General features: G+C 64.9%; 14 protein-coding genes. 8 read left to right on the forward strand and 6 right to left on the reverse strand.

Annotated features, from left to right (window positions below; translation table 11 throughout):
* The first annotated feature begins 68 nt into the window (after positions 1–68).
* From E4K64_RS14885 to E4K64_RS14900, 4 genes are all read left to right on the forward strand, one after another.
* Positions 69–233 (forward strand): Flp family type IVb pilin, encoded by a 165-nt coding sequence (locus E4K64_RS14885; protein ID WP_126256157.1) that lies wholly within the window; start codon positions 69–71, stop codon positions 231–233.
* Between the two features lie 91 nt (positions 234–324).
* Positions 325–1866 carry a thymidine phosphorylase family protein gene (locus E4K64_RS14890; protein WP_135164189.1) on the forward strand — a complete coding sequence of 514 codons (1542 nt, stop codon included), beginning with the start codon at positions 325–327 and terminating at the stop codon, positions 1864–1866.
* Positions 1863–2783 (forward strand): ribose-phosphate diphosphokinase, encoded by a 921-nt coding sequence (locus E4K64_RS14895; RefSeq protein ID WP_135164190.1) that lies wholly within the window; start codon positions 1863–1865, stop codon positions 2781–2783. Before E4K64_RS14890 ends, E4K64_RS14895 begins: the two co-directional genes overlap by 4 nt.
* The gene (locus tag E4K64_RS14900) at positions 2780–4375 is read left to right on the forward strand and encodes an MBL fold metallo-hydrolase (protein ID WP_135164191.1); all 1596 of its coding nucleotides are present in this window, start codon (positions 2780–2782) and stop codon (positions 4373–4375) included. Before E4K64_RS14895 ends, E4K64_RS14900 begins: the two co-directional genes overlap by 4 nt.
* Positions 4376–5418: 1043 nt before the next feature.
* Here the strand turns inward: E4K64_RS14900 and E4K64_RS14910 are convergent.
* The 6 genes from E4K64_RS14910 to E4K64_RS14935 form a co-directional block, all read right to left on the reverse strand.
* On the reverse strand, positions 5419–5724 hold the full coding sequence (locus E4K64_RS14910) for a putative quinol monooxygenase (protein WP_126256161.1): 306 nt from the start codon (positions 5722–5724) through the stop codon (positions 5419–5421).
* Between the two features lie 79 nt (positions 5725–5803).
* The gene (locus tag E4K64_RS14915; protein ID WP_135164192.1) at positions 5804–6493 is read right to left on the reverse strand and encodes a type 1 glutamine amidotransferase domain-containing protein; all 690 of its coding nucleotides are present in this window, start codon (positions 6491–6493) and stop codon (positions 5804–5806) included.
* A 127-nt stretch (positions 6494–6620) separates the two neighbouring features.
* A complete protein-coding gene (locus E4K64_RS14920) occupies positions 6621–7253 on the reverse strand; it encodes a hypothetical protein (protein ID WP_135164193.1) in 633 nt (210 codons plus the stop codon).
* Between the two features lie 9 nt (positions 7254–7262).
* Positions 7263–9518 carry a xanthine dehydrogenase family protein molybdopterin-binding subunit gene (locus E4K64_RS14925; protein WP_135164194.1) on the reverse strand — a complete coding sequence of 752 codons (2256 nt, stop codon included), beginning with the start codon at positions 9516–9518 and terminating at the stop codon, positions 7263–7265.
* A 1-nt stretch (position 9519) separates the two neighbouring features.
* A complete protein-coding gene (locus E4K64_RS14930; RefSeq protein WP_126256165.1) occupies positions 9520–9984 on the reverse strand; it encodes a (2Fe-2S)-binding protein in 465 nt (154 codons plus the stop codon).
* An 82-nt stretch (positions 9985–10066) separates the two neighbouring features.
* On the reverse strand, positions 10067–10993 hold the full coding sequence (locus tag E4K64_RS14935) for a helix-turn-helix domain-containing protein (protein WP_135164195.1): 927 nt from the start codon (positions 10991–10993) through the stop codon (positions 10067–10069).
* A 366-nt stretch (positions 10994–11359) separates the two neighbouring features.
* On the opposite strand from E4K64_RS14935, the gene E4K64_RS14940 reads away from it, so the two are divergent.
* From E4K64_RS14940 to E4K64_RS14955, 4 genes are all read left to right on the forward strand, one after another.
* Positions 11360–12085 (forward strand): alpha/beta fold hydrolase, encoded by a 726-nt coding sequence (locus tag E4K64_RS14940; RefSeq protein WP_135164244.1) that lies wholly within the window; start codon positions 11360–11362, stop codon positions 12083–12085.
* 55 nt (positions 12086–12140) lie between these two features.
* Positions 12141–13154: an aldo/keto reductase gene (locus tag E4K64_RS14945; RefSeq protein ID WP_135164196.1), complete on the forward strand. Its 1014-nt coding sequence runs from the start codon at positions 12141–12143 to the stop codon at positions 13152–13154.
* 38 nt (positions 13155–13192) lie between these two features.
* Positions 13193–14038 carry a VOC family protein gene (locus E4K64_RS14950; RefSeq protein ID WP_135164197.1) on the forward strand — a complete coding sequence of 282 codons (846 nt, stop codon included), beginning with the start codon at positions 13193–13195 and terminating at the stop codon, positions 14036–14038.
* A gap of 76 nt (positions 14039–14114) precedes the next feature.
* A complete protein-coding gene (locus E4K64_RS14955) occupies positions 14115–14537 on the forward strand; it encodes a putative quinol monooxygenase (protein WP_135164198.1) in 423 nt (140 codons plus the stop codon).
* Positions 14538–14572: the final 35 nt, after the last annotated feature.

Raw genomic sequence — 14572 nt, forward strand, 5'->3', positions numbered from 1 at the left:
ATTCGATCTATTGACGAATTCGATGACGACGCGACCATACGTTGGATCGGATCAACAGGAGTTGGGCAATGCGTTTGCTTAGGTCTTTCCTTGCCGATGAGAATGGTGCGACCGCCATCGAGTACGGCCTCATCGCCGCGGGGATTGCGCTGGCGATCGTGACCGCCGTGAACAACACGGGCGGCGCCCTGCTCAACAGCAAGTTCAACGCGGTCAGCACGGCGATCAAGTAACGCCCGGTGCCGCCGGCCATGATCTGCGTCAACAGCATCAGGGCCGCCACGTCTAAGCATGAAGGCCGAGCTTCCTCCTGCCGGCCCGTCCATGCATCCAGAGCTTCCGCACTCCCAACTGAAGATCCGCCGCGTCCGGCTCGATACCGGCCGCGAGAACGTCGTCGTCCTCGCCAGGCAGTCGAAGGCGCTGCGTGCCGAAATCTTCCGCGGCTTCAGCCGCGTCGAGCTGCGTCACGGCGACAAGGTCATGCTGGCGACCTTGCTGATCACGGACGACGATACGCTGGTGGCGCCTGACGAGATCGGACTCTCCGAGCCGGCATTCCGGCGCTTCGCGCAAGGCGTGGGCACGCAGGTCACGGTCAGGCCCGCCGCGCCTCCGGAGAGCCTGGAGGCGGTGCGCGCGAAGATCCGCGGGCGAACCTTGAGCCAGGCCGAGATCGGCGCGATCATCAACGACCTCGCCCATTATCGCTACTCGGACATGGAGATCGCCGCCTTCCTGATCGGCTCGGCGAGCTTCATCACCAGCGACGAGCTGCTCGCCCTCACCGGTGCGATGGCCCAGGCCGGCACGCAATTGGTATGGCCGACCCCCGTCGTCGTCGACAAGCATTGCATCGGCGGCATCCCCGGCAACCGCACCTCGATGGTCGTGGTGCCGATCGTCGCCGCCCACGGCCTGCCGATCCCCAAGACCTCCTCGCGCGCCATCACCTCGCCTGCCGGCACCGCCGACACCATGGAGGTTCTGGCGCGGGTGAATGTCGGCGTCGAGGAGATGAAGGCCATCGTCTCGGCCTGCAACGGCTGCCTGATCTGGGGCGGGCACGTGAACCTGTCGCCCGCCGACGACGTCCTGATCTCGGTCGAGCGTCCGCTCAGCCTCGATACCCGCGAGCAGATGGTCGCTTCCATCATGTCCAAGAAGATCGCGGCAGGCTCGACGCATCTGTTGATCGACATTCCGGTCGGGCCGACCGCCAAGGTGACCAACGGCGTCGAGGCGATGCGGCTACGCAAGCTGTTCGAATTCGTCGGCGACCGCTTCGGCCGCTCGGTCGAGGTGATCGTGACCGACGGAAGCCAGCCGATCGGCAACGGCATCGGGCCGGTGCTCGAGGCCAATGACGTCATGGCGGTGCTCGGCAACGATCCCGATGCGCCGCGCGACCTGCGCGAGAAATCGCTGCGGCTCGCCGCGCATCTGCTGGAATACGATCCGAGCTTGCGCGGCGGCGCCGGCTATGCGAGGGCGCGCGAATTGCTCGACAGCGGCGCGGCGCTGAAGCAGATGCAGAAGATCATCGACGCCCAGGGCCCGTCGACCTGCAGCAACGAGCTGGGATCGCTCAGCTTCGACGTCAAGGCGACGCATGACGGCACCGTGTCCGCGATCGACTGCCTGCGTCTGAACCGCCTCGCCCGCACCGCCGGCGCACCGCTCGACAAGGGCGCCGGCATCCGCCTGTTCAAGAAGATCGGCGATCGCGTCGAGCAGGGCGAGCCGCTCTATCGCGTCTACACGTTCGACCGCCCCGAGCATGATCTGGTTGCCGATGCCGCCGCCGAGGAGACCGGCTACGTCGTCAACGGACACGAGGCCCCGCAGGGCAAGTCAGCCTCGTGAGCACGATCGCGCTCCAGACACTGCCCGGCGGCCGCGAGGCGGCGAAGCGCCTCGCGGCCCGGCTCGGGCTTTCCTGCGCCGAGATCGCCGTGCATCGCTTTCCGGACGGCGAGCTGCGCATCGCCGTCGCGCCGGCCGCCGACACCACCCTCCTCTATGCCCCGCTCGATCAACCCAATGACAAGCTGATCGCCCTGCTGTTCGCCGCGGAGGCGTTGCGACGTGGCGGCGCGAAGCGGCTGGTGCTGGTCGCGCCCTATCTCTGCTACATGCGGCAGGATGCTGCCTTTCATGCCGGCGAGGCCATCAGCCAGCGTGCCATGGGCGGTCTGCTCGCAAGGACCGTCGACCGCATCGTCACCGTGGATGCGCACCTGCATCGCACTCCCGACATCAGGTCGGTGTTTCCAGGCATCGAAGCGGAGAACCTGTCCGCCATGCCTGTCATCGCGAGCGCGCTGGCGATGGGCGGCATCGACCCTACAACCGTCGTGATCGGACCCGACATGGAATCCGAGCCCTGGGTGAACGACATCGCGCGCCGGCTGCGATTGCAGCACACGGCGGCGAAGAAGACGCGGCACGGCGATCGTTCCGTGTCCATCGGCTTTGCCGATCCCGGCCTGCTGTCGGGACGGCCCGCGCTGCTGGTGGACGACATCGTCTCTTCCGGCACGACGCTGATTGCCGCGGCCAAGGCGCTGACAACGATGGGCGCAAGCGCCGTCGATGCGGTCGTGACGCACGCGCTGTTCCCACCGGCGATGATCCCTGCATTCACTGAGGCCGGGATCCGGTCGATCCGCTCGACCGACAGCGTGCCGCATCCGACCAATGCGATTGCGCTCGACGCAAGTCTCGCGGCCGCCTTGCGGTCCGAGCTACCGACGACACAGCTTCCGGAGACGATTCCATGAGCATCACCGTTCGATTCTGCGGCGCCGCCCGCACCGTGACCGGGGCGAGCTATCTGTTCCAGACCGCAAGCGGCCGCTTCCTGGTCGATTGCGGCCTGTTCCAGGGCCAGAAGACGCTGAAGGAGCTCAACTACGGCGCTTTTCCGTTTCGTCCCGCCGATATCGATGCCGTGCTGCTCACGCATGCCCATATCGACCACAGCGGTCTGTTGCCGAAGCTCGTGCGCGCGGGCTTCGAGGGACCGATCCTGGCAACGCGCGGCACGATCGATCTCTGCTCCTACATGCTGCCCGACGCCGGCAGCATCCAGGAATCGGAAGTCATGCAGCTCAACCGGCGCAACGCCTCGCGCGGGCGCAAGGAGGTGAATCCGATCTACACGCAGGCCGACGCGATCGCATCGCTGCAGTCGTTTCGCGCGGTCGACTACGAGCGCTGGACCGACGTGATCCCGGGCGTCCGCGCCCGCTACTGGAACGCCGGCCATCTGCTCGGCTCGGCCTCGATCGAGCTGGAGATCGCCGAGCAAGGCGCGCCACGTCCGCTGCGCGTGCTGCTCTCCGGCGACGTCGGGCCGGAGGCCAAGCTGCTGCAGCCCGATCCCGAAGCGCCAACCGATTTCGACTACGTCATCTCGGAATCGACCTATGGTGACCGTGTACGCGAGGCCACGACCCCTGCCCTTCGCCGCAAGCACCTCGCGGCCGAGGTGCGCGATGCGGCCGCCGCCGGCGGCGCGCTGCTGTTGCCCGCCTTCGCCGTCGAGCGCACCCAGGAGCTGATCGTCGATCTGGTCGACCTGATGGAGCACGGCGAGATTCCGACCGCACCGATCTTCCTCGATTCGCCGCTCGCGATCCGCGCCACCGAAGTGTTCCGCCGCCATGCCGAGAGCCTCGACCCGTCCGTCGACGCCACGCGCCTGCTCAACTCGCCGCATCTCAAATTCACCGAGACCGCGGACGAGAGCAAGGCGATCATGCGTCTGTCCGGATTCCACATCATCATCGCCGCGAGCGGCATGTGCGATGCCGGCCGCATCCGCCACCATTTGAAGCGCTGGCTTTGGAACGAACGCGCGACCGTGCTGCTCGCCGGCTTCCAGGCCAACGGCACGCTCGGCCGCTTCCTCCAGAACGGGGCCAAGGCCGTGCGGATCCAGGGTGAAGAGATCAAGGTCGCCGCCCGCATCCGCATGATCGACGAATATTCGGGCCACGCCGACGGCGCCGGCATCGCCAGCTGGATCGCGGCGCGCCGGCCTATCGCCCGCGGGCTGTTCCTGGTCCATGGCGAGGAAGGCGCGATCGCGGGACTTGCCGAGCGTGTCGCCGAGCGCATCATTCCGGCCGCCAAGGTCTACCAGCCGATGCTGGACGACATCTACGAGCTCGCCGCGCCCGAGCCGCGCGTGCTCGACGTCGATCACCGCCGGCGCCTCGCGCCGGAGGCCGTGACCCGTCTCGACTGGCACAACGAGATGTCGGAACTCATGCTCGACATCAACGATCGTGTCGCAGCCGCCGCCGACGACCGCGCCCGCGGCGTCATCATCCGAAGGCTGCGCCGCGCGCTGGAGGAGACGGCGTAGCGGGGCGCCGAAACGCGAAAGCCTCGCCGCAAACTCGTCATTGCGAGGAGCTCTTGCGACGAAGCAATCCAAGGATCTCACCGCGGAGAGATGCTGGATTGCTTCGCTTCGCTCGCAATGACGGAGTGTTGGCCGCCGCCCGCGCCTCTCGTGTCCCGGACGCGCTGCAGCGTGCTTACGCTGCTGCGCAGAGCCGGACCCAGAAGGCCGCGGCACGCGCTGCTGCATGGGCCCCGGCTCTGCAGCGCATCGTCGAAGGGACGCTGCGCTGCGCCCGGGGCACGAGAACGTTGTTTGGCGATAAACATGGCTGCGCATCCTCGCGGCTGTTCGCCCAAGCTTTGCTGGCTTCTTCCGCCCTCATCTTAAGCAAGGGCGCAGGGAAGGCCGGGCGCCGGCTGGCACCCGAAGTCCCGCGTGTGCTTCAAAAAAGCGCACGGGGTGGACGACAGGTGATGCCGGTCGCCCGGCCTTCCCTGCGCGATGGTTTTCACGGTGTCCTTCGTGCTCTCCCCGGGGAGCGTTGCACTATTGCCCCCGTCGCCTTGCGGATGATCGATGCACGTGCCGGTTGGCCGCCACATCTCCGCCAAGACTTGACGCCAGAACCCCGGGCGTCAGGACCACACGACTTCTCCGTCCGCGCACATCTCTCATCCGCATTCCCGGGACTGGCGTGCGCTCGCCGCCGGGACCGAACGAAGGACGCTGTCAGCGCCGTGTCGTATCGCGCCTGCCGTTGCTCACGGGTCTCCCCCGCCCTGCAACCCACATCGACGCGCCGACGCCGTCGCGGCCACCGCATCCCGGCCCGCGCTTCGTGACGATCGCGAAACGCCCCTCGTGGCGGGCGGGATGTCCAGGCTTGTACGGCAAAAGCGAATTTCTGTAAATACGAATATTTTAGCGGAGTGACCTCGACCCAGCGCTTGCGTGTTTTGCCCGTCGGGCAACACAACCGATTGTACCCCGGATCGAGCAGAGCTGAAATCTGGAGAGCAGGTTCCGCAGATGCGGCGACGACGAAGCTTCTCCGATCCCGTTCACCTGTCCCCAACCTCGACCGCTTCCAGGATCACTGCCGTCCGATCAGCCAACTCGGGAATTTTGGCGAGATAGGCCTGGTAATGCGGCGAGGCCCGGTGAGCTTCGACGGCCGCAACGTCGCGGTACAGTTCGTCGAGAACGTAGCGATCTTCGTTCGATATGTCGCGCCAGACATCCCAACGCAGGTTGCCAGGCTCGGCCCTGGAATGCGGAGCCATGCCGACAAGCAATGCGCTCAGTTCAGCGGACTTGCCCGGGCGAGCAACCAGGATCGCGGTAATCTTGGATGGCAATTGCGTCATTCGATAGCTCCCCATGCGAGGGCAAGCGCGGCCTCGGATGCCGAGCCCATCCCTCTCGAATTCCGTACGCTGCGAATCTTCAGATTTTCGCGACAGTGCTCTTATCCTTGAGGGCGGCCAGCAACTCTTTTCCCAGCGCTCCGGCCGACGCGGGGTTCTGCCCCGTGATGAGCCGGCCATCGACCACGACGTGAGGTTGCCAGTTGGCCGTGGATGAATACTCGGCACCCTCTGCCCTCAACGCATCCTCGAGCTCGTAAGGCACATCATCGCGGGCGTAGTCGTACTCTTCCTTCTTCGAGAAGGACGTGAGCCTCTTGCCGCGCACGAAAGGGACGCCATCGCCAAGGTCAACGCCAAGCAGCGCGCACGGCCCGTGACAAACAGCGGCGACGAACTTGCCAGTGCTCCAGGCACGCACAATGGCACTCTGGACTGCTGCATTGCGCTGGATATCCACCATGGGCCCAAGACCGCCGGGCACCAGGATGGCGTCGTAGTCGGCGGCGTCCACCTCGGACAATTTGCGACTGTGATTCAAGCGGCGAAAGGCTTTGCTCGCGAGAAAATCCTTCTGAGCGGGATCTTTCTCGTCGTACGCGTCGTAAGGCGTCCATCCCCCGGCCGGGGACGCGAACTCCACCGCGACCCCAGCCCTGTCGAGCACCTCGAAAGGATGGGCGACCTCGGCGAAAAAGAAGCCGGTCTTGCGACTATGCGGACCGATCACGGCTGCGTTGGTGACAATGAAGAGGACATGTTGGGTCACGGTTTTCTCCTTTCGATAACGCTGTGCGTTCAGGCGGCCAGAGCACCAGGACTGGCCGATCAATATTTTCGTTGTCGGGATCCTGGCTCTACGATTGGGGATCGCCTTGGCGCGACGCAGAGAACGGTCAGTTCGGACAGGGCTGCCCGGCCGCGCCCCACATTGCCATGTCCTTGACGTGGTCCTCGAAGCTGCCCGGCGGCGTCGAACGACCTGCCCCGGGCGCCCAACCCCGCGGGATGAAGCCGTTCAAGGACGCATCGTGCCGCAAGTGCTCGACGAGACCGGCGGCGTCGCGGCCGCCATTGCGCTTGGGATCCTTCATCTGCGCGCAGATCTCGGCGCCGCTCTTGCCGAACCAGATGAACGCCACCGGCGCAAGCTGCCAGTCGATGCCGGCGCGCGGCGGCGCGGGCGCAGGCTCGTTCGCCTGGGTCGAGGTCATATGACAGGTCGCGCACGGGATCGCCTCGGCGCCGATACGGCTCTCGCCGCCGTGGATGTTCATGCCATGCACGCGCGGCTTGGTTTCGCCCGCCGGGGTCCAGATCGGGATGGCCTTGGCATCGACATGGCAGTTGGCGCAGCGTGGATGGGTCACCACCGCTTCGATCCGCTTCCAGGCCTCCAGCCCCTCGGCGCGATTGACGCTGCCCGGCGGCAGGACGTCTTTCCTGGATTCGTCCTTGGCCGCGACCAGTCCCGTGAGCGCTGCAATCGACGAAGTGGCGAGGAGCGCCGCAATCAGAAATCCCTTCATGATCCGCCCTCACACAAAGTCGATGAACTTGTTGAACGGCATCTCGCGGATGCGCTTTCCGGTCGCGGCAAAGATCGCGTTCGCAAGTGCGGGCGCGGCCGGCGGCACCGGCGGCTCGCCGACGCCCCTCACCTTCGGATCGTTCTCGAGCCCGCGCACTTCGATCACGGGACACTGATAGATCCGCATCGCTTCGTGGTGGTTGTAATTGGTCTGCTGCACCGCGCCCTTGGCATAGGTGAGCTCGCAGTTGATGGCGTGGCCGAGCCCCCAGATGACACCGCCCTGCACCTGGTTCTCGAAATTGACGGGGTCCACGACCTTGCCGACGTCGACGGCAACCCAGACCTTGTCGATCCTGATGCCTCTGTCGGTCATCGTGACTTCGACGACCTCGGCCGTCGGCGTCCCGAAGGACTCGACGAACGCGACGCCGCGCCCGCGGCCGTTGCCGAGCGGCCCCTTCCAATCCGACATTTGCGCGAGCGTCTCCAGCAATTTGCGGTAATGCGGAACGGTGCACATCGCAATCCGCGCCTTCATGGGATCGAGACCGGCCGCGTGGATCAGTTCGTCGATGAAGCTTTCGGTGAAGAAGCCCGATGTGGAGGCGCCGACCGACCGCCATGTGGTGCATGGCGACAACCCTTGCGCCTCGTAGCTCGTGCCCCGGAAATGGGGGATGTCGTAATAGACGTTCCACAGGCCGGCGGCCAATTGCCCGTCGGGATCCTTTGAAGGCGTGCCCGAACGCTCGAGCAATCCCTTGAGCGGCGCCGTCGAAGCCAGTTGCAGGTCGGCCGAGACGATCCTGCCCTTGTCCACGCTGCCACGATGCCGGGCGATGGCAATCTGCCGCGGAATGTCCTGAAGGAAATCCTCCTCGCGCGAGAACACCAGCTTGACCGGCGTGCCCTTCATCTGATTGGCGATCTCGGCGAGAACGCGGACGTTCTCGTATTCGAGGCGATGGCCGAAACTTCCACCAGTCCATTGATTGTGGAAGGTGATCTGTTCCGGCTTGAGGCCGATCGCCGTCGCCGCGACATATTGCACGAAGCGGGGGCTCTGATGGCCGACCCAGAGCTCCATTCCCTTGTCGGTGACGAGGCCGATCCCGTTGAGAGGTTCGAGTGGCTGATGCGCCACATAGGGCGCGCGATATTCGGCTTCGACGCGTGTCCCGGTCTTCAGCCCGGTCTCGATATCGCCGATCTTCCGCCATTCCTTGCCCAGGAACTCAGGCTTGAACGACGATTCCAGAACCTTCCAATGGTCGGCCTGCTCCGCGGGATACACGGAGGGCGCCCACTCGCAAGCGATGGCGTCGACCGCCTTCATCGCGTACCAGCTGTTGGTGGCGATCACCGCGACGCCGTTATTGATTTCGAGGATCTTCTTGACCCCCGGCATCGCCCGGGCCTTGGTCGCATCGTAGGACTTCAGCGGCTGCCCCTTGTTGGGATTCAGCTTGACGGAGGCGTACAGCATGCCCTCCATCCTCAGGTCGATTCCGAACTTCAGCTCTCCCATCACCTTGTCGCGGATGTCGAGCCGCATCATCGGCTTGCCCAGCATCCGCCATGTCGAGGGATCGCGCGGCTTGGCATCGAGCACGGGCGGAATCTTTGCGGCGTCCGCAGAGAGATCGACGTAAGCGATCTTGGTCCCGTTGGGCAGGATCACATGGCCCGATTGCGTGCGCAGGTCGGCCACGGCGATGCCCGACCGTTTGGCAGCGGCGGCCTTCAGCGTCTCGCGCGCGACCGCGCCGGCAACACGCAGCTTGTCATAGGTGTCCGGCAGCGTGCTCGACCCGCCGGTCATCTGCAGGCCGGATTGTCTCAGCCATTCGAGCGACTTGGCGCGCGCTTCCTCCGCAGCCGGGCTCTGGTCCGCGGCCACGAACGGCGCGAACTCGTCGGCAAAGCCGGTGTTGAAATAAGCGGGGCTGGGGACGGCGAAGCGGACTTCGAACTGGCCGGGATCGAGGTCCATCTCTTCGGCGATCATGATCGGCTGCACCGAGCCGACGCCCTGCCCGATGTCGGCATGCTGGGCGATCAGCGTGATCTTGTCCGGACTGATCTCGACCCAGGGATTGAAGGTCACCGAGTTCGGCCCGAGGCCGACGGCGAGTGGATTGCCATCGGCGCTCGGTGCGGCCGCTTCAGCGCTACCATAGGCGCCGAAAGCGATGCCGCCGGCGACGGCGGCGGAGCCGAAAACGAAGGCGCGACGGGAAAGGCTCTGCATGTGGCCCATCTCACTTCTCCGCCATCTTCCTGGACGCCGCCGCATGGATCGCCGCGCGGATGCGCGGATAGGTCCCGCAGCGGCAGAGATTGCCGGACATCACCTGGTTGATCTGCTCGTCGGTTGGCTTGGAGATCCGTGCAAGAAGCGAGATGGCCTGCATGATCTGTCCGGCCTGGCAGTAGCCGCATTGCGGCACCTGATGCTCGATCCAGGCCTGGATCACCGGGTGCTGGTCCTTGTTGTCGAGGCCTTCGAGCGTGACGACCGATTTGCCCGCAACCTCGCCGATATGCGACTGGCACGACCGCACCGCCTTGCCGTCGATATGAACGGTGCAGGCGCCGCATTGCGCGACCCCGCAGCCGTATTTGGCACTGGTGATATCGAGCTCGTCGCGCAGCACCCAAAGCAAGGGCATCTCGGGAACGACGTCGACCTGGCGCTTGATCCCGTTCACCGTGAGCTCGATCATGTCGGTATATCCCCTAGCGGACCTCGTCGGCACAACAGCACTGCCTGATGCACGCCGAGCCGTATTCCCGATTCCTGCGGAATCATGCGCAATCCCTGCGGATTGCCGGATCGGCTTTCACCTCGGCCTGGCCGCAGCACAATTCGCGATACTGTCCCGGCGTAAGACTGGCGGCCTTGCGGAACACGCGCGTGAAATTGGCTTGCGAGCCGAAACCGAACTCCAGGGCGATTTCGACCAGGGACAAGCGGTCGCGCGCGAGTTCGTGCCGCGCAGCCTGGACGCGGCGATCGGTCACGTAACGGTGCGGCGACAATCCGGTCGCCTCGCGAAACAACCGGGAGAAATGATACGGGCTGAGGCAAGCCTGGGCCGCCAGATCCTCGAGCCTGATATCGCCAGCAAGAGAAGCCTCGATATAGTCCAGCACGCGCTGGAGACGCCTGGGATCGAGCGACGGCGACCTGTCAGGTGGCCGCCAGCGGTCGATCGTATAATTCCCGAGAAGATGCGCCGCGAGCGCAACCTGGATACCCTCCACGAACAGCGCGTCGGTCGGCTGGCGCGGGCGATGGAGCAGGTCGCGAAGCGGCGAGCAGATGTGGAAGAGGATCTGGTCCGCCAGACCGTGGGCATAAGCAATCTCGACCTTGGCCGGATCGATATCGAAGTCCGCAAGCGCGCTCTGATCCAGCAGCGCCGGCGGCAGATAGAGATGAAGACATTCCATCCGATCCGAAAGCTCGAGATGACTCTCCTGCGTCCCCACCGGCACGAGGTAACTCATGCCCGGCCGCGCGAGGCTCTTCTGGACTTCGCCATTGCCGGCGCGGCACACCATCCCGCCGCCTGACAGCAGCATGATGAGCTCGGTGCAGATGGGGACAGGCGTTGCCTGGCGCCCCGCCTCGAACTTGCGATGCTCGATGCTCAATCCCGGCCAGTCGCTGGCCGCCGCGAGCTTCTCGCTGTTCTGATATTTCTGATCTCCATGCGTCACGAGCGCCATCATGACCTCCGCTTCGTTGCGGCGAATCCCGGCTCCGTATCGCGAGCGAGCGATCATTCCATCCGGTGGTGAGTTGCGGCCCCGGCCGCCACCACGCCGATGCGAATTTCTCACAAGCCGCTGTGGCGAAGTCCAGAGGCGGCGCGGTTAAAAGAGGTAAAACGCAGGCACAACAAAGACTTGAAACGCAGCGCGATCGGCTGCCAAAGCTGAGATCAGCAAGATGCGTCCGTCGTCGCGCAGGAATCGGAAATACCGCAACGCCTGCCTGCGCTAGTGAAAGGCTCATCAACGGCAATCCTGCCGTATCGAGGATTGGAGCCTGGTATGAAGACGCTTATCTCTGCTCTCTCTGCACTTGCCGCAATGTCGATCGCAACGGCCGCCCCCGCGGTCGCCGCCGAGAAGACCGTCTCCATCGTCCTGGTCCATGGCGCCTTCGTCGATGGCTCGGGCTGGAAGGACACCTACGACATTCTCTCGAAGGCAGGCTATGAAGTGCTCGTCGTCCAGCAGCCGACGATCTCGCTGCGTGACGATGTCGCGGAGACCGAACGCGTGATCGCCAAGGCGCGGCATCCGGTCATTCTCGTCGGGCATTCCTATGGCGGAATGGTCATCACGGAAGCGGGCGACAATCCGAAGGTTCGCAGCCTGGTCTATCTCGCGGCATATGCGCCCGATGTCGGGGAGTCGGTCAGCACGCTGTCGGAAGCACCCGTGCCGCCCGGCGAGCACAAAGGTCCGCTGGTCACCGAGGGCAATTATCTCTTCGTCGACCGCGATAAATTCCCGAGCTCCTTCGCCGCCGGTGTCGACCCGGCCACGACCCGCTTCATGGCTGCGGCGCAATTGCCGTTTGGACTGCAGGCGGTGCAGACCAAGGTCGAGCGCGTGGCCTGGAAGACGAAGCCGACCCATTACATGGTGACGATGGAGGATCACATTATCCCTCCGAGCTTGCTGCGCACCATGGCCAAGCGCTCGGGCGCGAAGGTGACGGAGATCAAAAGCAGCCACGCGGTGATGCTGTCGCATCCGCGCGAGGTCGCGGCGTTCATCAGAAGCGCTGACACATCCGCAGCCGACTGAGATCGGCAGCTCCGCGCGCGTATGCGCTCGCCTGTCACGGACAAGGAGTCGCGACATGCCCCTCAAGGATATTCTGCCGGGAAGACTGGGCTTCGGTGCAGCGCCGCTCGGCAACATGTTTCGCGACATCCCCGAGCAGGAAGCGCTCGCGACGGTGAATGCGGCCTGGGATGACGGCATCCGCTATTTCGACACCGCGCCGTTCTACGGCGCGGGCCTCGCCGAGATCCGCATGGGCGCCGCGCTCGCCGGCCGGCCGCGCAGCGACTATGTCGTCAGCACGAAGGTCGGAAGATTGATCCTGGACGAGATCGAGGATGTCGGCGCCCGCGACCTCGGCGAGAAGGGCGGCGTCTTCCAATACGGGCGCCCGAACAGAATCGTGAACGACTATTCCCGGGACGGGACGCTGCGCTCGATCGAGGACAGTTTGAAGCGGCTCGGCACCGACCACATCGATATCGCCTTCGTGCACGACGTCGCGCAGGATTTTTACGGCGACGAATGGCTTTCGGTGTTCGAAAGCGCGCGCAAGGGCGCGTTCAAAGCGCTCGACCGGCTGCGCGACGAGGGCGTGATCAAGGCGTGGGGCCTCGGCGTCAACCGGGTCGAGCCGATCGAGCTGCTGCTCGCGCTCGAAGAGCCGCGCCCCGATGGCTTCCTGCTCGCGGGCCGCTACACGCTGCTCGATCATGCAAGGGCGCTTCAGCGGGTGATGCCGATGGTGGCGGAACACGAGCTCGCGATCATCGTCGGCGGCCCCTACAGTTCGGGTGCGCTCGTCGGCGGTCCGAACTTCGAATATGCGCCGGCGCCCCCGGAAATCCTCGACAAGGTGGCGCGCATCAAGGCCATCGCCGACCGCTACGGCATCGGCATGAAGGCGGCTGGCCTGCAGTTCGCACTGGCAAACCCGGTCGTCGCCGCCGTGATCCCCGGGGCGAGCCGGCCCGGCCGCATCGGCGAGGACCGCGCGGCCCTTGACCAATCAATACCCGGCGATTTCTGGCGCGAACTTCGATCGGCCGGTCTCGTCAATCCGGGGGCTCCGCTTCCGGACGCCGGCTGACCGGCACATGACATCACCCACAGACCGAGGAGACGAGAATGACCGACGAAACCTGCAACGTTGCCGAAATCGAACGCCGCAGCCTGCTTCGCACGGCAGGCGCCGCGATGATCACCGGTCTTGCGGTCGGCAGCATGCCGTCAGCCGCGTCCGCGGCGCCGGGCGGCATGTCGTCGGCCGAGCGCAACGAGGCGCCGCTCGGTGCGCGGCTGCAGGGCGTCCAACATTTCGGGCTGACGGTGCAGAACATGGAGCGGGCCTATCAGTTTTATACGGAGGTGCTGGGCGGCACCGAGGTCTTCCGTCACGGCGACTTCCAAGGCGACGGCGTGCAGAACACGCTGCTGGCCGACCAGGAGATCGAGGCGAACGTGCGCGGGGTCAATCCGCGGACCATCGGCGTTCCCGACCTCAGAAGCGGAGCGCAGCGGCTCGATGTCCGCTTCATCCAGTTCGACAACATGGTGCTCGAACTGTTGCAATATCGCGAGGCCGACCAGCCCATGGGCAGCGCGAAGAGCTTTGCCGAGCCGTTGGAGCACATGAGTCCGGCTTTCCCGCGCATGATGCACATCTGCTTCTATGTTCGCGACGATGTCGACTTCAACAAATTCATTGCCGACCTCGAAGCCGAATCCGCGCGCCGCGGCATGACGCAGGTGAGAGCGAACCGGACCATCCGCGTCATGACGGAGGCGGATCGCAAGGCCGCTCCGCGCAGCGCCAACACGAACCGGGTGACCGCGGAACCCTCGAACGGCTGGGAGCTGATCTATTGCAAGGGGCCTGAGGGCGAGCAGCTCGAATTCGTCAAAGCGCTCGGCCCGGTCAAGCAGCGCTTCAGCGAGGCCCTGGCAAAGCGCCAGCAGACAATCGTGCGCTGACCATCAATCGTCGGGCGACCGGCTTCCGCTGGTCGCCCGACAAGGCGCCCATGATCTCAACGTGAAGGACTGAATCATGCAAAAGCTCGTCTGCCATTCGCTTGGCGCCCTGCTCTTCGCTGCCTCGATGGCCATGACGACGGCATCGGTCGTCGCGCAGGAAGCCCCGCGCGTGCGCTATCAGGAGATTCCGGAAGGTGCCTATTCGGTGGTCGCCCAGGTGCGCGCCAAGGCCGGGAAGGAAGATGCGTTGCGTGCGGCCACGCTTCCGCTGATCGACCTGGTTCGCGGCGATCCCAAGAACCTGGTCTATTTTCTCCAGGAAGACCGCGCCAAACCGGGTCATTTCATCTTCTACGAGGTGTTCGCCAGCCAAGCCGATTTCGACGCACATAATGCCATGCCTTATGTGCAGGCGTGGTTCGCCAAGCTTCCGGAACTTGCCGATGGCGGCGTCGAAGTCCTGCGCATGGCGGTTCTCGGCGTGCCCAAGAAATAGCCGGCCCGCGCGAGCGGTTTTGTCGCAGCCATTCT

This window comes from Bradyrhizobium frederickii (assembly GCF_004570865.1).
In the GTDB taxonomy this organism is placed as follows: domain Bacteria; phylum Pseudomonadota; class Alphaproteobacteria; order Rhizobiales; family Xanthobacteraceae; genus Bradyrhizobium; species Bradyrhizobium frederickii.